Source organism: Paenibacillus sp. Paensp111, from assembly GCF_059492195.1.
Genome location: NZ_CP168527.1, coordinates 1,300,809 through 1,323,022 on the forward strand (window position 1 = coordinate 1,300,809; position 22,214 = coordinate 1,323,022).

Here is a 22,214-nt window from a genome sequence, read left to right on the forward strand (position 1 = left end):
TAACACGGATTACATCAGTTTAACATATTTCGGGGTAATCAGAAATAATCCTGGATTGACCAACCGTTCTAAGAGAATTTGTGTTATTTTTGTAAATTCACACCCATAACCCCTCCAACCATCCCAATCAGGGATGCGGGAATGAGCAGTAGGAAATCGTTCAGAATAAGCTTAGAGTCAAGAGCCAGAAAACTGACCAGCAGCACGATAACGCCGTAGAGAATACCAACCAGCCCCCCTTGATACCATCCTTTTCGGCCTGTCCTTTTGCCGGCAACCATGCCACCGAATCCAATTGACAGAGCGTGGATCAAATAGGTGTATACGTTCAGGTTATCCTCCTGCATTTGGCCGACATGCAGGAACAAAGACAGAATCAATGCCCCAATCAGCATCCACAAAAATCCATACCACAGGCCGGAAACGGTCGGATGAGAAATACGAAACGGAAGCAGGCCGCGCTTATACTCCATGAATAGAACCTCCTCAGCTCAAGCTTTGATATTTCATTCTATGGTCAAGCCTTATCTGTTATTACCAAGAGGTTGAGGTTATTAGATTATTCTGTAAAATGCACCGCTATTTAATGAATTCAGTTCTGCATCAGCTGTAAGGGTAGGGGAAGAATACATGTACTTCAATATTTGAAAACCAAGCTGGATAGGGAGGAAATGACGTGCCCGCACAATTCAAATATGCCTCACTGCCTTTACCCTTGATCATGAATGGGAAAGTGCTCGATAAGAATTTGGAGCAAATTAGCCAAACCCGGTTCTGGTTAAAAAACCAGATCCAATTCCAAGGTTTGAAGCACTTCAAAGAAATCAACCTGTGCACAGTGGATCATAGAGGCAGAATGTACATTGTAACGGGTGAGTAAGTGCACAGCGACTGAATTCACGTCGCTAATTGAACCATTTACCTATATAGGGAACTCTCTGTAAATCACTCCGGTCGACAAGTCCGAGCAAAGCGGTAAGTATCAAGTAGAGAAGTCCTCCGAGAATAGCAGATGCCGTGAATTTTAGCCATACTTGTGAACCCAGGGACACTTCATGATAAATGAGGCTGACTGCTCCTGCCATGATGATCATGACTCCGGCCACTTTAAAGAAATCCAGCCACGGTACATGATACTTGAGGGCAACCGCTACCGTGACCGCATGCAGGAGCGTGACGATAATAATATTGACAATTATGGCAATGATGGCTCCATAAATGCCCAGTGACGGGTTCGATGCCAGATACAGGATTAATCCGATTTTTACGACTGCACCAATTAGGGTATTCGTTAAAGCCCTTCCTGGCTGGTCCAAAGCCTGAAGAGCAGCCTGAAGGGGTCCCTGCAAATAAATCAGCAGTGCAAAAGGAGCCATCAGCTTTAACATCCCGGCGATTTCGCTATTTTTATACAGCAGAACGCATAAGGGTTCTGCCATTACATACATAATTACGGCAAAAGGGGCTCCTGTCACCAAAGCCAGCTTGATGGATTGATGAAGCCTTTTATGAATGGTACGCATGTCTCCCCGTGCCTGTGCCTCTGCCAGAGAAGGAACCAACGAGACGGCAAGGGATGAAGTCAACGCTCCGGGAAGGAGTAACAGGGGAATAATCATGCCTTGAAGAGCCCCGTATTGAGCGGTTGCAATGGCAGTGGCTATTCCGGCTATCGCAAGACTTTGAGCAGTGGTGATGGATTCAAGCAGATAGGAGAGTGAACCCACAAGGCGTCCGCCTGTTACGGGTAAAGCTATTCCAAGAATTCGTCTTAAGGTTCTTCGTGCCGATTCGGGAGCACTTGCAGGCGCAGGATCAGATGGGTATTCCGGATGCGCACTCGGCCCGCTTTGTTCCTGGTGCTTCAATCTTCTCATCTGCCACAGCAGCACCAGCATGCCGACGATCTCACCGGCTACAACCCCGAGCATGGCCCCGGCAGCCCCGTAGGCGACACCCATAGGGAATAGTAAATAGGAGAACCATAATACACATAGAATACGAGTTAGTGTCTCCATGATGGAGGAGGTGGCCGACGGGATCATATTCTGCTTGCCCTGGAAGTAACCCCGGTAGACTGAGGATACAGCGATAATTACGATCATGGGGCTCATACTGATAAAGGTATGATAGACCCGGCTGTCAGGCAAGATGTTCAGGGTGATCCATGAGGCTCCGAACAGGCACAAGAAAGTAAATACAAACCCCGCGCTCATTGAGAAGATGAGACTTGTTCGAAGTATAGCCTTGGACCTCTCCGGCTGCCCGGCTGACTCTGCTTCAGCCACAAGCTTACTGATTGCGAGCGGGATTCCTCCCGAGATGATGGTGACTATAACCAGAAAGAATGGATACCCAAGCTGATATAATCCAACACCCTCGGCGCCAATAATACGCGGCAGAATGATGCGGGGAATGAAGCCAAGAATACGATTAAGCAGGCCTGCAGCAAGAAGAATCATTGTCCCATGGATAAAAGATTGCTTGTTCACATTTCTCCCTCTTCCCCCATGTGTCCTATTCCAGACATGTAATATAGAGACATGCTCTAACTTAACCATATGCTGGACCTGTCCGGCTTCATGACACCGTTTTGCGGATTTTGGTTCTTTCCCCCTCGGCAGAACTGGATATACCTGAAATACCTGGACTTGTCAGGCAGGAATTAGTAAGATGAAGTGGAATGTAATAGAGACGAAAGCCACAGAGATGTGGTGTAGAAGGAGGACTCCCATGGGCGAAGAAGATATCACCGAAGATCAGCTGATCCAGTCTATTGAGCAGCTTTGTCAGAGTAAAGCGGAGGAATTCCATTTGATTGGCTACGAGCAAGTTACCCATTCGGACATCTGGGATTGTGTCAGTTCTAAATATGAGAAGTCGGGCATACCGCCGCTTCACCAGCTTGTGAATGACATTATGTCTTTGAAAGCGACACAATTTATGAATTTTTTAACGCTTTCCGCCTATCGTGGATCCCGTTTTGATTAATGGGATTTTTTTTGTCCGACAATATTTGATAAATTGACGGTCTATTACCACGTGATATAATAGGAATATTGAGAATGAAAGGGGAACAAAGAACGGGATGAAAAGAATCATCACATTCCTAGTCGTGGTGGTTGTGACCACTGCGGTTATGGTAGGGACAACCCCGGGTTTGCTTAAAGACATTAACCTTGGCCTGGATTTAAAGGGAGGCTTCGAGATTCTGTATGAAGCGACTCCAATTGAAGCCGGCGGCAAGGTTACGAAGGATGCTTTGCAGGAGACCGCCAAGAGCATTGAGAAACGGGCGAATAAGCTCGGGACCAGTGAACCTGACGTAACCACGGAAGGGACGAACCGCATTCGTCTGAAGATGCCTGGTGTTACAGACGAGAAGGTCGTTCGCCAAAAGATGCAAGAACCCGCAACGCTTACGTTCCGAAGCAAGGACGGAACTGAGAAGAGTGCAGATCAATACAACAAAATTGAATTGTATGGAAATGAGTTCGCCGAGAATGGCGCTTCTTACCATCCGGACCAATTGAACACATTTTATGAAGTAAGTATTAAAGTTAAAGATAAGTCCAAGCTCACCGAGATTACCACGCGCCTTCTTAACAAGGAGCTGGCGATCTTCATGGATGAGACACTGCTTTATCATCCTGTAGTACGAGCTGTGCTCTCTGACGGAACGGCTTCCATCAGCGGAGGATATACGAAGGAGCAGGCCAAAGATTTGAGTGACAAGATCAATCTGGGTGCTCTGCCGCTCAAATTGACCGAGAAATATTCGCAAAGTGTCGGCGCTACGCTAGGTAAACTGTCGCTGGATCAAACTTTGCAAGCCGGTATCATTGGCTCGCTGATTATTCTGGCGTTCATGATCCTGGTATACCGGATTCCGGGACTTGTCGCAAGCTTTACCTTGATTGTGTACACTTGGCTGTTGATTGCTTTCTTCTATTTTGCAGGTGTAACTCTAACCCTGCCGGGTATAGCGGCATTTATCCTGGGTATTGGTATGGCGGTGGATGCCAACATCATTACCGACGAGCGGATCAAGGAAGAGCTTAGAAGCGGCAAGAGTATTCTGTCCGCAGTTAAAGCCGGCAGCAGAATCTCTTTCCGTACCGTTATGGATGCTCACGTAACCACGTTTATCGCAGCTGCGGTTATGTTTGGTCTGGGTACGGGTGCGGTTAAGGGCTTTGCTTTTGTCCTAATGCTCGATTTGATTGTCAGTATTATTACGAACATTTTCTTCTCCCGATATCTCCTGCATCTTCTGGTTAAGGGGAACATTATCAAGAGCCCGAGAATGCTTGGTGTAAAGGAGAGTGAAATCAGTGCGCTCTAAATGGAATTATGACTTCGTAAAAGCTAGTAAGTTTTTCTATATTTTTTCCATTGTACTAACGATTGCGGGGATTATTAGCCTTTCGGTATTCAAATTGAATTATGGAGTAGACTTCCGCTCTGGTTCAAACGTGGATGTGAAGGTCTCCAAAGACGTTACTAAACAGGATATCGAGAAGGTGCTTGCAGAGACCAAGCTCAATCAGAAGGATGTTCAGATCACACCTGGTAGCGGACGCGTGAATATTCGTTTCCCTGAGGTGCTGACTTCTAACCAGGAGTCTGATCTTAAGGCCGCACTGGTTAAAGATATCGACAAGAACGCTTCAGCCGAGGTTAATACAGTTGATCCTGAAATGGCACGTGAACTTCAGCAGAACGCGATCTACGCGGTATTGCTGGCGAGCTTGGGTATCATTGTGTATGTCACTATCCGCTTTGAATGGCGCTTTGCGGTCGCTGCGATTGTTGCACTCCTGCATGATGCGTTTCTGGTCATCAGTATATTCTCGATCCTGCGCCTAGAGGTTAATCTAACCTTTATCATTGCGGTGCTGACCATTGTTGGTTATTCCATCAACGATACCGTCGTTATATTTGACCGTGTTCGTGAGAATATGCGTTTTGCCAAAATCAAGACCCATACGGATCTGCATGATGTCGTGAATAAGAGTATTTCTCAAACCATGACACGTTCAATCAATACCGTATTCACTGTGTTTATTGCCTCTGTATGTTTGCTTATCTTCGGAAGTGAGTCCATTCGGATGTTCTCACTTGCCATGGTAATCGGACTTTTGTGCGGTGCCTATTCATCTATCTTTATTGCGAGCCCACTGTGGTATGGTCTTAAAGGCTTGCAGAAGAATGTTAAATCCAAACCGTCCAAAACAACGACTTAATCAAATGATCCGCCAGAGCATGAGAGAAGGCCGCGTCTGCGTGTGACGCGGCTTTCTGCTCTCTCGCGGTCATGTCAGTGACCCAGGAGGGAGAATTTATGACTAGCAAGTACACTGCTCATTCTGAAGCTGCTGCATGGACCGGTATCATAAACAATTTTACATTGGCTGTATTTAAAGGTGTAGTTGGGCTGTTATGCGATAGCAAAGCATTAATTGGGGATGCGCTGTATTCAGCTTCTGAGGCAGCGGAGGGATTATCCGGAAAGATTCAGCTTCCGGGCTTCAAGGAACGCAGCGTTCAGAGGGGAAGGTATGTGAGATCATCGAACGAAGGTGATCCGCTCCTGACCATCCTTTTCACAGTATTTCTGCTGATGGGTGCCCTGCAAATGGCTGTTTCTGCGATTAAGGAAATGTCGATGGGTGAAGTCACGGCACCTGACTATATGTCTGGTGTAACGGTCGTAATAGCTGTAGCTTTGAAAGAGGCCGTATTTCAGTATCAGTCTCGTCAATCGAGGAAATATGAGAACGAACAGAGCAGCGCATTTCTGGAGACCCGCCGCTTTTCCCTATATTCCTCCATTGTTGTACTGATCGGAGTGTTCGGCTCCATGGCTGGCGGAGCGCTCGATATAGAAGGTTTATTATACCTTGATCCGGCTGCCGGACTTTTGATTGCCTGCTTCGTGCTGTGGAGAGGTTATCGTATGGTTATGTCGTCCATCTATGGAACCTTGGTACAAGAGCTCCAAGATGAGGATGCAGCAAGTTTTATTGAGACGGTACAGCGGGTGCACGGAGTTATTATGGTTGAAGACCTTCGGGCACATGAGCATGGACATTACGTAGCGGTTGAGGCCAAAATATGTGTGAATCCCCGGATCACGGTTATTGAAGCAAAGGATATTGCTAACCGGGCTAAGGTTCTGCTGATGCATCGCTTCTCTCATGTAAGTGATGTGAATATCCATGTAATCCCATATGATCCGGTCTATCCATATAAATCGAACCATGAGAATTCAAATACAGACATGCCTACCTTGCTTCAATAGCAATTCCGGTTTGTTGTAAGGAAGGGGGAGTTATGATTTGATCAAGTCCAAGTACAATTGGAATTGTCCGCAATCTGAGCGGCAGAGAGCAGAGCAGCTGGCAAGGGATATGAATATATCAGTTACATTTGCCGAGCTGCTTCTTCGCCGTGGATTGGCTGATCCGATAGCGGCAGATAAGTTTATACGGGGAAGCCTTGGCGATCTGCATGATCCTTACTTGTTAAGTGGAATAAAGGAAGCTGTTCCGCGGATTAAGCGTGCCATCGAGGAGAATGAACATATTCTTATCTATGGTGATTATGATGCAGACGGCGTATCATCCACTTCACTGATGATCCGGCTTATGCGTCACCTGGGAGCATCTTTTGACTATTATATTCCTCATCGGTCCAAAGAGGGGTACGGGCTGCATATTCATGCGATTGATGAAGCTGGACAAAATGGCGTTACGCTGATCATTACCGTAGATACAGGTATAAGTGCAGTGGAACAGATCAGGCATGCTCATGCGCTCGGAATAGATGTAATTGTAACAGATCACCACGAGCCTCCGGCTCAGCTTCCAGAAGCCTATGCGCTGATTAATCCTAAGCTGCCAAGCTGTCCTTATCCATTCAAAGGCTTGGCTGGTGTAGGTGTGGCTTATAAGCTGGCTTCCGCTCTTCTTCGGGAAGTACCGGAGGAATGGCTTCAATTGGTTGCCTTAGGGACTATTGCAGATCTCATGCCCTTGGTGGATGAGAATCGCGTCTTGGTTAGCAGAGGGCTTCAATCTATGACGGAGCAGCCTATTATCGGTGCAGCGGCTTTGCTGAGGATAGCCGGGGGAAAAGAAACTAAAGTTAACTCAACAACAGTAGGGTTCAGTATGGCGCCTCGTATTAATGCGAGCGGCAGGCTCAGTCATGCCAAGCGCGCAGTAAGCCTGCTCACAACAGAGGATCATGATGAGGCCGAGGAGATTGCAACGGAGTTGGACCTTCTGAACCGCGAACGGCAGCAGATGGTTGAGGAGATGGTACAGGAAGCTGCCGGGCGCCTGGACCAGGAGATTCAGAGCGGAAAGAAGGTTCCCGACGTCATCGTTATCGCGGGTGAAGGCTGGAATGTCGGTGTAGTGGGAATCGTGGCTTCCAAAATTCTGGAGCGTTATTATCGCCCAACGATTATTCTGGGTATTAACCCCGAGAACGGTGAATGTAAAGGTTCTGCCCGATCAATCCCGGGATTCGATCTCTATGAAGCCCTCACCGAATGTGCAGAGCTTCTGGATCATTACGGTGGACATACGGCAGCTGCTGGGATGTCCCTGCATAAAGATTCGCTGGAGGCTTTCGAGCAGCGGCTGAATGAATATGCAGCGGGCATTCTGAATGAGGAGCACTTTATTCCGGTTATTACGGCCGATCTGGAATGTACAGTGGACGAGGTTACCGTCCCTTTGATCAAAGAGCTGGGGACGCTGGCTCCATTCGGGATGGATAATCCGTGTCCCCGTATGGTGATTCGGGGTGCTGCACTTGTTGAGAGCCGCAAGATGGGCAGAGAGAGCAACCATTTGAAGCTTAGCCTAAGACAAAATGGTGCAGTAATTGAAGCCATCGCTTTTGGGAAGGGTTATCTCGCGGACCTGTTAACTGAAAGTGCCCGTATTGACCTCGTGGTTGAGGCGGGTATCAACGAATGGAATGGATCGGTCAAACCTCAGCTGATGATTCAAGATTTGGCTGTTTCCCATTTGCAGGTCTTTGATTTCAGATCATCCTCATCTCCGCTGAATATTATAGATGAGTTCACCAAGAAGCTGGATGGACTGAACTCCGGACAATCTGTCAGGACTGCTGCTGTATGCAGACAGGTATCTGCAGAGCGCTTTCGCAGTAATTTGGCGGATTCCCTGCTTTGGGTATATGATGGAGACGCTGAATTAATTAAGTCTCCTGGAAGTTCCGATAATAATAAGGAACTTGCCTCAATCACCAGCTTGTTCGTCCTTGAACTTCCGGAGACAGCCGAGCAGTTTGATTCCGTATTGGCTTCTTTTCCACGGCTTGAGCGTGTTATATTAGTCCATGGACAACAGGACAAGTATGAACGGATCCAGATCCCAACAAGGGACAGCTTCAAACAGGTATATGCATGGATTCGTCAGGCTGCATCTTCAGATATAGCGGAAGAGCAGCTTCTAAGCCGCCTAGCTCGGCAGACAGGAATGTCTAACCGCATGATCAGGCTTACCCTGGAAGTGTTCGAAGAACTTCAGTTCTTGAGCAGGGATAAGGGCAGAATTATGCTTAATCCTAATCCGTCCAAACAGCCGCTGGATAGTTCGCTTCGATATAGAACAATAGGTTCAATTGCTGAGATGGAACAAATGCTGCTGAACGGGAAAGCTGCTCAAGTGGCAGCTTGGATCATCGCTAGGAATACCGCGGTTTCCTGACCCCGGGTATGCGCAGATTTGCTTACAATTTAGACTGGCTAAGACTAGAAGGAGAGATTACAATGAATTTCAAAGATTATATCCGTGTGATTCCAGACTTCCCGCAACCGGGAATTAGCTTCAAAGATATCACTACCCTGCTGAATGATGGGGACAAATACCGTCAAGCGATTGATGAACTGAAGAGCATGATTGCTCATATGAAAATTGATCTGATTGCCGGTCCGGAAGCTCGTGGATTCGTGGTAGGCGCACCGCTCGCTTATGCATTAGGTGTTGGGTTTGTGCCTATTCGTAAGAGCGGCAAGCTTCCATCGGATACGATTGAGATCGAATACGATCTGGAGTATGGTAAAGACCGTCTGGCTATGCACAGTGATGCCATCAAGCCAGGCCAGAATGTTCTGATTGCGGATGATCTCCTGGCTACAGGCGGTACAATCTCTACCTCAGTACAGCTGGTCAAGCAGCTCGGTGGCAACATTGCTGGAGCCGCATTCCTGATCGAGCTTGCCGATCTGAATGGCCGCGCGAAGCTGCCAGGAGTAGATATCGTATCCCTGGTTACTTATTAATTAGTGAGTTGCGGAAAACTAACTTTCCCGGGAAATATCCAGGCCGGAAGGTAAGTCATCCGCAAGTCTGACCAACAACAAAGAGCCCGTCTAAAGCTTCTGCTTTAGACGGGCTCTTTGTTTGGCTATTCTGGCAGTACTTAATGCGAGGCTTCTTCCTTATCATTGGACAGTCCCAATACTTCAATCAGCTTGAAGAACAGGGAGAACAGGATACCCACAATCGTAGCGAGCGCCATTCCTTTAAGTTCTACAGTTCCGATGGTCAGCTTGGTTCCGCTTATCCCGATCACAAGAATCACGGTTGCAAGAATCATATTGGTGGCCTTAGAGAAATCGACTTTCTGTTCCACAAAGATTCGAAGACCTGATGCCGCAATTACACCGAAGAGCAGCATGGAGACCCCGCCCATAACAGGTGTAGGGATGTTGGCGATAACAGCTGAGAACTTCCCTGAGAAGGAGAGCAGGATCGCGAAGATTGAAGCTCCTCCAATGACGTAAATCGAGTAGACTCGGGTCAGTGCCATAACGCCGATGTTCTCACCGTAGGTAGTATTCGGAGTAGAGCCTACGAAACCGGACAGAATGGTTGATACCCCGTTACCTAGCAGTGAGCGATGGAGTCCCGGGTCTTTGGACAAATCCTTACCAACGATGTTGCTGGTCACGAGAAGGTGCCCGATGTGCTCAACAATAACAACCAGCGCCACGGGGATAATGGTAATAATCGCCGACATATCCCAGTGAGGGGTTGTTACGGATGGGAAGGAAATCCAATCCGCTTTAGCAATTGCGCCCGTATTTACTCTTCCTAGGGCGTAGGCGAGCAGGTAACCAGTCACAATACCGATCAGTATGTGAATGATCTTGGGGAATCCTCTGAACAATACAGCCCCAATGATGGTTACTCCCAAGGTTACGAGGGAGAGGAGGATCGAGGTCATGTCGGGTATCCAAGGCTTGGTAGGATCCGAATTGATTATGCCCGCCATGCCTGCGGCAACGGGAACAAGCTCGAGACCAATAATCGCTACGATAGCTCCCATCGCCGCAGGAGGGAATACCACATTGATCCATGAGGTTCCAGCATATTTCACCAGAAGACCTACCAGGACGAAGATTATTCCTGTAATAATAAAAGCACCTAGCGCCATACTGTATCCATTTCCGGGGTGTGCCCCCAGGACTACCAGAACTGGGGAGATAAAGGCAAAGCTTGATCCCAGATAGGCAGGGATTCTACCCTTACAAATCAGGATGTACAGCAGGGTGCCTATCCCGTTCATCAGAAGAATCATGCCTGGGTCTACGTGGAACAAGTTGGGCACCAGCACGGTGCTGCCGAACATGGCGAACAAATGCTGCAGGCTCAGTAAGATCCCGGGCCCAAAAGGTACTTTCTCATTTACTTGTATTTCGCGCTGCAAAATTAAAGTCACTCCTCTTTTATAAGCTTATGGAAGAACTAAGCTGTCCAATCCATATAGTCTGTGCATCTTTAATAGATTAATGACATCATCGACATTTTACAACAACAAAAATCAAGAAATTCCCTTCTTTCTAGCAAATTACCTGCCGCAATGAAGGCTCAAGAGTTGACGTGGTAACTCCCAAGCGTCATAATTATAGAAAATAAAAATAGGGATACGGCTTCGTGAAGAGGCGTATGCCTTGTTACCAGGAAAGGAAACGAATAAGATTCAATGGGCATTGAGCGATTACTCGAAAAGGCATCTGCCTACATTAACGAACAGGATATGATCTGTATCAGGGAAGCCTATGATTTCGCTGAACAAGCCCATCACGGACAAGTGCGGAAATCCGGCGAACCTTATATACTGCATCCGCTGGCGGTTGCAGAAATTGTCGTGGGCATGCAGATGGACTCCTTGTCCATTATCGCAGCCCTGCTTCATGACGTCGTGGAGGATACCACCGTATCTCTTAAGGAGATCAAGGAGAAGTTCGGCAGCGACTGTGCCATGCTCGTGGACGGCCTGACAAAGCTTGAACGAATCCGGTTTCAATCCAAGGAAGAACAGCAGAATGAGAACTACCGCAAAATGTTCATCGCGATGGCACAGGATATCCGGGTCATCGTTATTAAGCTTGCGGACCGGCTTCATAATATGCGGACGCTTAAATATCAGTCTGAGGAGAGCCAGCGCAGAATTGCATATGAGACGCTGGAGATCTTTTGCCCGATTGCACACAGACTAGGGATCTCGGCTATTAAATGGGAGATGGAGGATATCTGCTTAAGATATCTCAATCCACAGCAGTATTACCGGATCGCTAACCTGATGCATAAGAAGCGTGCGGAGCGTGAGGAATATATCGAGAACGTGATCTCTCGAATCTCAGAGAAGCTGGCTGAGATGGGGATCTCGGCGGATCTCTCCGGCCGTCCCAAGCATTTATACAGTGTATATAAGAAAATGTCCACGAAGAACAAGCAGTTCAACGAGATTTACGATCTGCTCGCGATTCGTATTATTGTAGATAATATTAAGGATTGCTACGCTACCTTGGGAATTATTCATACCTTGTGGAAGCCGATGCCCGGCAGGTTCAAGGATTATATTGCCATGCCGAAGGCGAATATGTACCAGTCGCTCCATACAACGGTTGTGGGGCCTACAGGAGAACCGACAGAGGTTCAGATCCGTACCTATGAAATGCACAGAACCGCAGAATTTGGTATCGCGGCGCATTGGGCTTACAAAGAGGGCTCCGAGAATGCGGGACCTCAGAAAATGCCTTTCTTCAGAGAAATTCTCGAGCTTCAGCACGAAGCCAAGGATGCCTCTGAATTTGTAGAGTCGCTCAAAATGGACTTCTTCTCGGATCTTGTCTTTGTCTTCACTCCACAAGGGGAGGTTATTGAGCTTCCAGCCGGGTCTGTGCCGCTCGATTTCGCCTACCGGATTCATACCGAGGTAGGGAACAGAACCATTGGAGCCAAAGTGAACAGCCGCATCGTTCCCCTTGACCATAAGCTGAAGACTGGGGATATTGTGGAAATTCTGACTTCCAAGCATTCCTACGGACCGAGTCAGGACTGGCTGAAGATTGCCCAGTCTTCACATGCACGGAGCAAGATCAAACAGTGGTTCAAGAAAGAGAAGCGGGAAGAGAACGTGGAGAAGGGCCGCGAGGCGGTTGAGCGTGAACTGAAACGCGCAGGCGTGGACCCATCCCAGTATATGTCGGATGACAAACTGATGGAGGCGGCCAAGAAATTTGCCTTCAATGATGTGGAAGATATGCTGTCTGCGGTGGGCTTTGGCGGTCTTACCGCGTCCCAGGTGTGCACCAAGGTGACAGAGAAGCTCCGCAAGGAACAGGAAGAGGCAGGCATTATCCAGCTGACCTCGGAAGTCAAGGAGATGAAAGCTCCATCTGCCGAGAAGAAGCGGCCGACGAACGGGGTTACCGTTAAAGGTATTGATAATCTGCTCGTGCGTTTCGCTAGATGCTGTAATCCGGTTCCTGGCGATGATATCGTCGGGTATATCACTCGAGGCCGCGGCGTCTCGGTTCACCGGACAGACTGTCCAAATATACCTTCCCAAGAGGATGGGGAGGAAGCCGCAAGAGTTATTGAGGTGGAGTGGGAAGAATCCATTGAGGCTAATTACAGTGTGGATATCGAGATTACCGGTCACAGCCGCCGTGGACTGTTAAATGAAGTGCTGCAGGCGGTATCGGAGAGCAAGACGAATATCTCTGCCGTGTCCGGGCGATCAGACAAGAACAAGATGGACCTGATTCACATGACCATTCTGATCCGCAACACCGAACATCTGCAATCTGTAGTGGATAAAATCAAGCGGATTAAGGACATTTATACCGTTCACCGGATTATGCAATAAAGGGGCAGCTTTAGACATGAAAGTAGTCTTACAGAGATGCAAGCAGGCTCAGGTTAAGGTTCAAGACCAAGTCGTTGGCGAGATCGGGCCAGGGCTGATGCTGCTGGTCGGCATTACACATGACGACACGGAGAAGGATGCCGTATATCTTGCTGATAAGATTGCGGGGCTTCGGATTTTTGAAGATGATGATGAGAAAATGAATTTGAGCGTACAAGACATCAAGGGGAGCATTCTCTCGGTCTCCCAGTTCACGCTTTATGGAGACTGCCGCAAAGGCAAGCGTCCCAATTTCATGGCTGCCGCCCGTCCTGAGGCGGCCGAGGTTCTATATGAACGATTTAACGAACTGCTAAGGGCTAAGGAGCTAGAAGTCCAGACAGGCCGGTTCGGTGCCGATATGGACGTAATCCTGACCAACTGGGGACCGGTTACGATAATATTGGAGAGCCCGCAAGCCTAAATAGCTCAAATTGAATGCAATGTTGATAGTGATTTAGACCGCTGATCCTTCGGGAGAAGCGGTTTTTTTATTGATCCAAATATAGAATTCCAGAACGAATAGCAAGCACGGCTTGTTATAAATGACAGCCAATCGGGTAATAACAAAGCGAAGGACAGTTACGGAAAGGAGATTGACATAACGATGAGCAAAGTAGCATTTTTACTGGCCAATGCGTTTGAAGATTCCGAAATGCAGGTTCCTTATGACGAAGTTAAAAAAGCCGGACATGAGGTTGATATTATAGGATTGAAAGCTGGAGAAACGCTGAAGGGCAAGCAGGGGAAAGCGGAGTATACAGCAGATAAATCGATATCTGAGGTTAATGCAGCGGACTACGATGCAGTAGTTATACCCGGCGGTTCATCTCCCGAAAATCTCCGCCTGGATTCGAATGTGCTCAGCTTTGTGAAGAAGGCGGATGAGGCGAAGAAGCCGATTGCAGCCATCTGTCATGGACCTCAGATTTTGATCAGTGCCGGACTTGCTAAAGGCCGGACATTAACCTCATACCCACCGCTCAAGGATGATGTGGTGAACGCGGGTGCGAATTTCGAGGATAAGGAAGTTGTCGTGGACGGGAATTTCATTTCTTCAAGAACTCCTAAAGACGAACCTGCTTTTGTTCGGGAAATACTAAAGAAGTTATCGTAACATGTGAAATTGTGCCTCATTATTCCAATGTGACAAAGGAGAGATTGATATGAGTAAGCATATTCAAGCTTATTTTGAAACGGAAAGCCAGGCTGAAGGGGCCAAGACAAGTTTGCTCTCTTTCGAAACAGAGCACTTGGAGACTGGGGCCTTGGAGAATACACTAACAAGCAATAATAATTTGCTCGGACCCGTAATATCGGCGAATAACCTGGGCACCTCAATTGTAGGCGGGGCTGTTCTGGGGAGCGGAGCCTATGGGGCTTCCGGCTTCACAGGTACGAATGGTCCTCAGGCCGTTATTCCGCTCGCTGCCTTGAGCGAGGAGGAGAATGATCGAACAAATAATGGTTATATGAATACAGGAAACGATGAGCATCAGCGTGACCGCAGGGAAGATACTCAGGTCTCCTCGAGTTACAATTATGATGATCTGAAATATGTGCTGAGTGCGACGGTCAAAGAGACCGAAGTGGAGAGCGTAATTAACAAGCTTCGCTCCCAAGGAGCTTATGTGGAATTGCTTGATTAATTATTGACGAATAGTGAATCATGAAGCTGCATTCGTAGTTGGGTGCCTTCTGATTGATATCGTAAAGGCAGTCATAACAACGCACCTTCGAGAGACATGAATCCTGTTGCACGATAGGAGGAAATGTTCTCGAAGGTGCTTTTTGCATGACCGTGAATGTTATATCCGCATATTTAAGATGTATTACATTCGACAAATAAAGCGCTTTCTTTTATGTAATATAACTGTAATCTCCACTTCATGGTTCTTTAACATTGGCTGTCTATAATAAAAGCATGACCCCCTTTTAATATATCATGACTGGACCTGCGGCGATGCCGGCAGGTTTTTTTCTTTGTTAGAGTCTTGACTTTGTGCTCTGCGTTTCTTACAATGAAAAAAACTTCTATGAACCACTGACCATACAATTACTTCGATGACGGGACCAAGTAATCCAGCTCCAAGCCGACAGAGAGGAATTTCCGAACCTACCGAGTGAGTCATTCACCCCGAGCAGGTCAGGCTGTAAGAATTCCGGCAATGACTGTATGAAAAGACCTCCCTGAGAATCGTCAGCGAACCGGGAATGACCTCAGTAGCTGAAGACGTAGGCGGGCGTTAACCGTATAAAGCGGATACTGGCATGTCACTTTCTTGTAATCAGGTTATGATTAGGAAGTTGTCTACGGTTGTCCGGAATGTGGGTGGCACCACGAGTGATAGGATATCCAGTCTCTCGTCCCTGTTGTAATAACAGGGGTGGGAGACTTTTATTTTTTTGCGGATATGGGTGAAGCCAGTACACAGCTAGGCTTGCTCGTCCGTTATTACGATAACAAAGTGGAGGATAGACCATGGGCTTTCAAAAACCAACAGGTACTCAGGATCTGCTGCCCGGTGTAGTGGAGCGGTGGCAGTTCATTGAAGAGAAGGCAAGAGATCTGTGCCGGCGCTTTAATTACCGGGAGATTCGCACGCCGATATTCGAGCAGACTTCCCTTTTCGAACGCGGTGTTGGGGAGACAACCGACATTGTGGAGAAAGAAATGTATACCTTCCTTGATAAAGGAGAACGCAGCATGACGCTGCGACCGGAAGGTACGGCTGGTGTCGTACGTTCTTATGTAGAGAACAAGCTGTATGGGGAGCCAGATGTTAGCAAGCTGTATTACATTGGTCCGATGTTCCGCTATGAGCGTCCGCAGGCTGGCCGCCAGCGGCAGTTCCACCAGTTCGGAATAGAGGCCATTGGGGCGATTGATCCCGCAATCGATGCAGAGGTGATCTCGCTGGGATATGAGCTGTGCCGGGAACTTGGACTGCAGGGCGTCACGGTTGAAATTAACTCGGTTGGCAATCCAGCAAGCCGCGCCGATTACCGCGAGAAGCTGATTGCTTTTCTCACACCTATGAGAGAAAGTCTCTGTAAGGACTGCCAATCCAGAATCGATCGCAACCCGATGCGTGTGCTCGATTGCAAAGTGGACCAAGACAAATTCACGGGCGCACCTTCTATTTTGGACAGCCTTGATGATGAATGCCTTAGCCATTTTGAACAAGTGAAGACTTACTTGACTGAAATGGGAGTCGATTACAGCATTAACCACCGCCTGGTCCGCGGGCTTGATTATTACACTCTTACTGCGTTTGAGTACAAAGCCCAGGGCATTGGAGCTATTGATACGGTTGGCGGCGGCGGGCGTTATAACGGCCTGGTTGCTGAAGTAGGCGGACCGGACCAGCCGGGAGTAGGCTTGGCGATTGGTCTAGAGCGCATACAGCTTATCCTTGAGAATCAGAACATTGAGATTCAAGGCATCAAGCCGCTGGATGTATATCTTGTTGCCCTTGGCGAGGAAGCTGATAAAGAAATTACCAAGCAGCTGTTCAAGCTTCGCCAGGCTGGCATATCCGCAGAGCGGGACTACCTGGGCCGTAAAATGAAAGCCCAGTTCAAATCAGCTGACCGCATGCAAGCCCGTTATACCGCTATCCTCGGGGATGACGAGCTGGCCCGCGGCGAGATCGCGGTCAAATTCATGGAGACCGGCGAGCAGCGTACAGTCAAGCTAGTGAACCTAGCGGACGAGCTGAAGTAGGATATGGAGTGAATAGAGCCCAGTCAAGTATCTTCCGTAAGGCAGGGTCCCAGCTTTGTAGCATTAACATGCTCATCGTAGCGACCCTTGCCAGAGGGGGAGCACTTGCTCGGCGCATCACCACTATAAAGCTTCACCGCTCCCAAGCGAATCCCGCAGGGAGAGCGCTCCGTGCACGAAGTGGCAGTAAAAAGCTCTAAACGGTAGCCCCAGCGAATCCCGCAGGGAGAGCACTCCGTGCACGAAGCAGCAGTAAAAAGCTCTACACAGTACCCCCAGCGAATCCCGCAGGGAGAGCGCTCCTAGCACGAAGTAGCAGTAAAAAGCTCTACACAGTACCCCCAGCGAATCCCGCAGGGAGAGCGCTCCGTGCACGAAGCAGCAGTAAAAAGCTCTACACAGTACCCCCAGCGAATCCCGCAGGGAGAGCGCTCCTAGCACGATGTAGCAGCTAAACGCAGCACCAACGTAGAGCGGGCCCCTCGGGGCGACAAGCGGCTATTACGTCAACATATACATCCGTACACCAAATCATCACCATCCGCCGAGCTTTTCCAGTATCCAAGTACGAACAAAGCCAAGCGGGTCCCGTCAGGGACGACAAGCGAATCCAAGCTCTCCCTAACCAAGAAACCGCCAACCTGACTCCCTCATCAACATTCAGGGTGTCCAGAGGGCAGAGCCCTTGGGGCCCTCCCTTTTAGGGAGGGTTTGGGAGGGTCAACCACCTAAGGAGGAATATACAAGTGAAAAGAACACATCAAAGCGGCTCACTGAGCAACGCGAACATTGGAGAAACAGTTACATTGAACGGCTGGGTGCAGACCCGCCGTGACCTCGGAGGCGTACTCTTCATCGACCTTCGTGACCGCAGCGGGATCGTTCAGGTCGTGTTTAACCCTGCATACTCCGGAGAAGCTCTGCAAATTGCAGACCGGGTCCGCAGTGAATATGTCATCGCCGTTCAAGGTAAGGTTGTCAAGCGTGCTCCAGAGACCGTGAATCCGAACCTGCCAACAGGTGAGATCGAAGTTCAGGTTACAGAAATTGAAGTGCTGAATGCTGCCAAAACTCCTCCGTTCTTCATCGAAGATGGAGTAGAAGTAGATGAATCCGTTCGTCTGAAATACCGCTATTTGGACCTTCGCCGTCCGGAAATGCAAAAAACGCTTTTGATTCGTTCCAAAGCAGCCAAGGTATTCCGTGACTTCTTAGATAAAGAGGAATTCATTGAAGTAGAAACCCCGATCCTGACCAAGAGTTCGCCTGAAGGCGCGAGAGACTATCTGGTGCCTAGCCGGGTGCATGCCGGAGAATTCTTTGCGCTTCCGCAATCTCCACAGCTGTACAAGCAGCTGTTGATGGTGTCAGGACTTGAGCGTTACTACCAAATCGCTCGTTGTTTCCGCGATGAAGATCTTCGCGCAGACCGTCAGCCTGAATTTACGCAAGTCGATATCGAGACTTCCTTCCTGAGTCAGGATGAACTGCTGGGCATGATGGAGCAGCTGGTGGTTCGAGTGTTCAAAGAGACGATCAATGTCGATATTGAAGCGCCTTTCCAGCGTCTTAGCTATGCAGATGCCATGGGCAAATACGGCTCGGACAAGCCGGATCTGCGTTTTGGTATGGAGCTTATTCAGGTGAGTGATATCGTAGCTTCCAGCGGTGTTAAGGTATTTGCTTCCGTCATCGAAAAAGGCGGAGAGGTTAAAGTACTGAACGCCAAAGGCTGCGGAACGTGGAGCCGTAAGGAAATCGACGATCTTGGACCATTTGCTGCGCGTTATGGTGCCAAAGGTCTGGCGTGGATTCAAGTGAAGGATGGCGAGTTCAAAGGGCCTATCGTGAAGTTCTTTACACCGGAAGAGATCGAAGCCGTTAAGGAGCGTACAGGAGCTGAAGAGGGAGACCTGCTGCTGTTCTCAGCGGATACGAAGAAAGTGGTCGCTGACGTACTCGGCAACCTTCGTCTGAAAATTGGACGCCAGCTAGGCTTGATCGACGACAGCAAATTCAAGTTTGCATGGGTTGTAGATTTCCCTCTTCTCGGCTGGGACGAGGAACAGAAGCGCTATGTCGCAGAACACCACCCGTTCACAAGTCCGCGTGAAGAAGATGTGACTCTGCTTGATACGGATCCGGGCAAAATTCTTGCTCAGGCCTATGACCTTGTTCTAAATGGTTATGAAGTGGGCGGCGGCTCCATGCGTATCTACAAACGTGAAATTCAGGAGAAAATGTTCAAGGCTCTGGGTATTTCCCAAGAGGAAGCACAGGACAAATTCGGCTACCTGCTTGATGCATTTGAATATGGAACACCTCCGCACGGGGGAATGGCTTTTGGCTTCGACCGGCTAATCATGCTCTTAACTGGCCGTACGAATCTGCGTGAGACCATTGCCTTCCCGAAAACAGCAAGCGCAACGGATCTGCTGATGGATGCTCCTTCCGAAGTGGATGCGGCACAGATCGATCAGCTTCATATCAAACTGGCGAAGAAACCGGTTGAAGAGAAGAAATAAATATATAATTTAACAAAACCCCTCGGATGATATCATGGTCATTCGAGGGGTTTTGCATTTTGTTCGGAGAATTTGGCAGGGTTGCATAAGGTAAGGGCCGCGCAAAAAATAATTGACAATCAATTCTTAGGGTGATTTAATCTAAATAGAAAATGTAACGTTTAATCAAGTTAGGAGACAACATGAATAATAAGGTGTCGATCAAAGACATTGCCAGAATTGCAAACGTATCCATCGCAACCGTATCCAATGTCCTTAATGGAACGGGGAGGGTGTCGGTTAAGACAATTAGCAAGGTGAATAAGGTCATACAAGAACTGCAATATGTACCCAGCGCCTCGGCACGCAGCTTGAAAGACAAGAACTCCCACTTAATTGCGATTGTCGTTCCCTTTATTGAGAAGGGGATGCTGCAGGATAACCCTTTTTATTGGGAGCTTGTTCGCGGTGTGGAGAATGGTGCGAGACATCACGAAGTTCAGGTGATCCTGGTAGGTATTGAAGATGATGAAGACTTTGCATTTGCACGCCAACGTCACTTGGATGGACTGATTGTAGTCGGAGGATATGAGCAATCGAAGGCATATCGCAAAATAATTGAGATGGGAATCCCGTGTGTCTTTCTGGACAGCCACTTAACCAATCCTGAATTCTATCAAGTCGATTTGGATGATGAGGTCGGAGGATATCTTGGCACCAGACACTTAATTGGACTTGGTCATAAAGTAATCGGCGTACTTACCGGGAAGCTGGAAGAAGGCGGGGTTAACTATTTCCGCTACCAAGGCTATCTGCGGGCAATGAAAGAAGCCGGTATGGAGGTCGATCCGAATCTTATCTTTGAGCAGGCATCCTCCATTCAAGGCGGATATCAGGCGGCACAGAGGATAGGAAGCTTTAAGGAAAGAATCAGCGCTATTTTTGCCTTTTCTGATGTAACGGCCATGGGGCTGATCCGAGGTCTGCATGATATCGGGCTCCATGTCCCGAATGATATCTCAGTTGTAGGATTCGATGATAACTTTTATGCGCATTACATGATCCCCTCATTGACAACAATCAAGCAGGACGTTGTTGGTAAAGGTCAGATCGCGGTATCCATGCTGCTGGACCAGATTAATGGGAACACTTCCTCATTGAAACGGAGTGTTGTGCTTCCGGTAAGTCTTACAGTTCGTCAGAGCACCATTCCATTTAAAAAAGTATAGTATCTGCTATATTTTTTTATAAATTGATTAATCGTTTAATCATAATTAATTTAGGGGGTGATTTTTAACCTGATTCGGGCAATCCGGACAAATGTCAGGAAATACAGTAAGGTTAAATGTTTCATTACTTTAATGACTATTTGAAGGGTGGTTATTACATGAAGGCAAAGAGATGGAATTTACTGTTATTATCTATCATTCTTATGTTTAATCTGGCGGCATGTTCAACCGAAGGCAACTCCAGTAGTACTCCGAAGCCGGCCACTCAGGCTGGGGAGTCATCAGCGGCCGCCAAGGACCAGGAAGAACTGACTGCAGAACCGGGAGCCAAGCTGTTAGTGTGGGACGGCAAGGATGGTGTACCTTTTCTGAGCGAAATAGCTAAGGAGTTCAGCAAGAAGTACAATGTTCCGGTTGAGGTTCAGGAGCAGGGCGCACCCGAGCAGATGAAGAAAATGAAGACAGATGGTCCCGCAGGACTTGGTGCGGATGTGCTGGTGCTTCCCCATGATAATTTGAGCGAGGCAGTAGCTGGCGGATTTGTACTCCCGAACGATTTTTACGAAGCACAGACACGGGAAGAATTCCAAGAAACAGCGGTGAACGCGGTGACCAAGGATGGCATCCTGTACGGTTATCCAAGAAATATGGAGACCTATGCCTTGTACTACAACAAGAAACTGGTGAAGGACAGCGATTTGGCGAGCTGGGATGATATCATCAGCTTCTCTAAGAAATTCACAGATGTTAAGAATAAGAAATACGGTTTCATGATGCAGCTGAACAATTTGTATTATGCCTATCCGTTCTTCTCCGGCTTCAAGGCCTATATTTTTGGCAAGGACAATACCGACCCGAATGATATTGGTCTGAATAGTCCGGAAGCAGTGGAGGCGATGAAATACTATCAATCGATGCGCGACATTCTGCCTATGGAAGCTGCTGATGCCACTACGGATGTGAAGACCGCCTTGTTCCAGGAAGGCAAGCTGGCAATCAACCTGGACGGGGTATGGAATATCGGCAATTTCTCCAAATTGCCTTTTGAGGTAGGGATGGTACCTCTGCCTAAATTCCCGAACGGGGAGACTCCAAAGACCTTTGCCGGTGTCAAAGCCTATTATGTAAGTGCTTACTCCAAGTATCCGAATGCGGCGAAGCTATTTGCGAGATATGTAACAACCCAGGAAGCACTGCTTAAGAATTTTGAAAAGACCGGCTTCATACCTGCTCGTAAAGGGATGGAGAATGAGCCTGCGATTAAGGCAAATCCAATGGTAACCGGAGCAATTGAGCAATTCAAAAACTCAACAGCTATGCCGACCTTGTTCGAAATGCAGCAGGTTTGGGCTCCGATGGCTAATGCGCTGGAGCTTATTTGGAAAGGTGAGGACCCTAAGGCAACGCTGGATAATGCCGTGAACAGCATGAAGGAAGGGATGAAGACGCTGCATAAATAATGTCCCTTATTAAAAGCATGACGTCATTCGGAGCATCGCTTCCTTCGGATGG

The 22,214-nt window shown here is 48.1% G+C and carries 17 protein-coding genes and 1 pseudogene; 15 read left to right on the forward strand and 3 right to left on the reverse strand.

Annotation, left to right across the window (positions count from 1 at the left end; all coding sequences use genetic code 11):
* Positions 1–83: 83 nt before the first annotated feature.
* Positions 84–473, reverse strand: coding sequence for a TIGR04086 family membrane protein (locus tag ACEN86_RS06125; RefSeq protein WP_495633435.1), 390 nt, complete (start codon positions 471–473; stop codon positions 84–86).
* Positions 474–694: 221 nt separating this feature from the next.
* Between ACEN86_RS06125 and ACEN86_RS06130 the strand changes: the two are divergent.
* A pseudogene (locus ACEN86_RS06130) lies at positions 695–880 on the forward strand (YetF domain-containing protein); the annotation flags it as partial.
* A gap of 25 nt (positions 881–905) precedes the next feature.
* Here ACEN86_RS06130 and spoVB read toward each other — a convergent pair.
* A complete protein-coding gene (gene spoVB, locus ACEN86_RS06135; protein WP_495633436.1) occupies positions 906–2,492 on the reverse strand; it encodes a stage V sporulation protein B in 1,587 nt (528 codons plus the stop codon).
* A gap of 241 nt (positions 2,493–2,733) precedes the next feature.
* Here spoVB and ACEN86_RS06140 point away from each other — a divergent pair, with 241 nt between their 5' ends.
* The 6 genes from ACEN86_RS06140 to ACEN86_RS06165 all read left to right on the forward strand — a co-directional run bounded on the left by ACEN86_RS06140 (position 2,734) and on the right by ACEN86_RS06165 (position 9,325).
* Positions 2,734–2,991 (forward strand): post-transcriptional regulator, encoded by a 258-nt coding sequence (locus tag ACEN86_RS06140; RefSeq protein WP_495633437.1) that lies wholly within the window; start codon positions 2,734–2,736, stop codon positions 2,989–2,991.
* Between the two features lie 97 nt (positions 2,992–3,088).
* Positions 3,089–4,345: a protein translocase subunit SecD gene (secD, locus tag ACEN86_RS06145; RefSeq protein WP_495633438.1), complete on the forward strand. Its 1,257-nt coding sequence runs from the start codon at positions 3,089–3,091 to the stop codon at positions 4,343–4,345.
* Positions 4,335–5,246 (forward strand): protein translocase subunit SecF, encoded by a 912-nt coding sequence (secF, locus tag ACEN86_RS06150; RefSeq protein ID WP_495633439.1) that lies wholly within the window; start codon positions 4,335–4,337, stop codon positions 5,244–5,246. Before secD ends, secF begins: the two co-directional genes overlap by 11 nt.
* 98 nt (positions 5,247–5,344) lie before the next feature.
* On the forward strand, positions 5,345–6,304 hold the full coding sequence (locus ACEN86_RS06155; RefSeq protein ID WP_495633440.1) for a cation diffusion facilitator family transporter: 960 nt from the start codon (positions 5,345–5,347) through the stop codon (positions 6,302–6,304).
* 37 nt (positions 6,305–6,341) lie between these two features.
* Positions 6,342–8,750, forward strand: coding sequence for a single-stranded-DNA-specific exonuclease RecJ (recJ, locus tag ACEN86_RS06160; RefSeq protein ID WP_495633441.1), 2,409 nt, complete (start codon positions 6,342–6,344; stop codon positions 8,748–8,750).
* A gap of 62 nt (positions 8,751–8,812) precedes the next feature.
* Complete coding sequence (locus ACEN86_RS06165) at positions 8,813–9,325, forward strand: adenine phosphoribosyltransferase (RefSeq protein ID WP_495633442.1); 513 nt, start codon at positions 8,813–8,815, stop codon at positions 9,323–9,325.
* Positions 9,326–9,465: 140 nt separating this feature from the next.
* Here ACEN86_RS06165 and uraA read toward each other — a convergent pair whose 3' ends face one another.
* Positions 9,466–10,755 (reverse strand): uracil permease, encoded by a 1,290-nt coding sequence (uraA, locus tag ACEN86_RS06170; protein WP_495633443.1) that lies wholly within the window; start codon positions 10,753–10,755, stop codon positions 9,466–9,468.
* A gap of 276 nt (positions 10,756–11,031) precedes the next feature.
* Here uraA and ACEN86_RS06175 point away from each other — a divergent pair, with 276 nt between their 5' ends.
* From ACEN86_RS06175 to ACEN86_RS06210, 8 genes are all read left to right on the forward strand, one after another.
* Positions 11,032–13,203, forward strand: a complete 2,172-nt coding sequence (locus tag ACEN86_RS06175; RefSeq protein WP_495633444.1) for a RelA/SpoT family protein — start codon at positions 11,032–11,034, stop codon at positions 13,201–13,203.
* Between the two features lie 16 nt (positions 13,204–13,219).
* On the forward strand, positions 13,220–13,666 hold the full coding sequence (gene dtd, locus ACEN86_RS06180; protein WP_495633445.1) for a D-aminoacyl-tRNA deacylase: 447 nt from the start codon (positions 13,220–13,222) through the stop codon (positions 13,664–13,666).
* A 183-nt stretch (positions 13,667–13,849) separates the two neighbouring features.
* Positions 13,850–14,359 (forward strand): type 1 glutamine amidotransferase domain-containing protein, encoded by a 510-nt coding sequence (locus ACEN86_RS06185; protein ID WP_495633446.1) that lies wholly within the window; start codon positions 13,850–13,852, stop codon positions 14,357–14,359.
* 49 nt (positions 14,360–14,408) lie between these two features.
* Positions 14,409–14,891, forward strand: a complete 483-nt coding sequence (locus ACEN86_RS06190; protein ID WP_495633447.1) for a hypothetical protein — start codon at positions 14,409–14,411, stop codon at positions 14,889–14,891.
* 833 nt (positions 14,892–15,724) lie between these two features.
* Positions 15,725–16,969 carry a histidine--tRNA ligase gene (gene hisS, locus ACEN86_RS06195; RefSeq protein WP_495633448.1) on the forward strand — a complete coding sequence of 415 codons (1,245 nt, stop codon included), beginning with the start codon at positions 15,725–15,727 and terminating at the stop codon, positions 16,967–16,969.
* 746 nt (positions 16,970–17,715) lie between these two features.
* Positions 17,716–19,494, forward strand: a complete 1,779-nt coding sequence (aspS, locus tag ACEN86_RS06200) for an aspartate--tRNA ligase (RefSeq protein ID WP_495633449.1) — start codon at positions 17,716–17,718, stop codon at positions 19,492–19,494.
* Between the two features lie 182 nt (positions 19,495–19,676).
* A complete protein-coding gene (locus ACEN86_RS06205; RefSeq protein WP_495633450.1) occupies positions 19,677–20,702 on the forward strand; it encodes a LacI family DNA-binding transcriptional regulator in 1,026 nt (341 codons plus the stop codon).
* Between the two features lie 158 nt (positions 20,703–20,860).
* Complete coding sequence (locus ACEN86_RS06210) at positions 20,861–22,162, forward strand: sugar ABC transporter substrate-binding protein (protein WP_495633451.1); 1,302 nt, start codon at positions 20,861–20,863, stop codon at positions 22,160–22,162.
* The last annotated feature ends 52 nt before the right edge of the window (positions 22,163–22,214 follow it).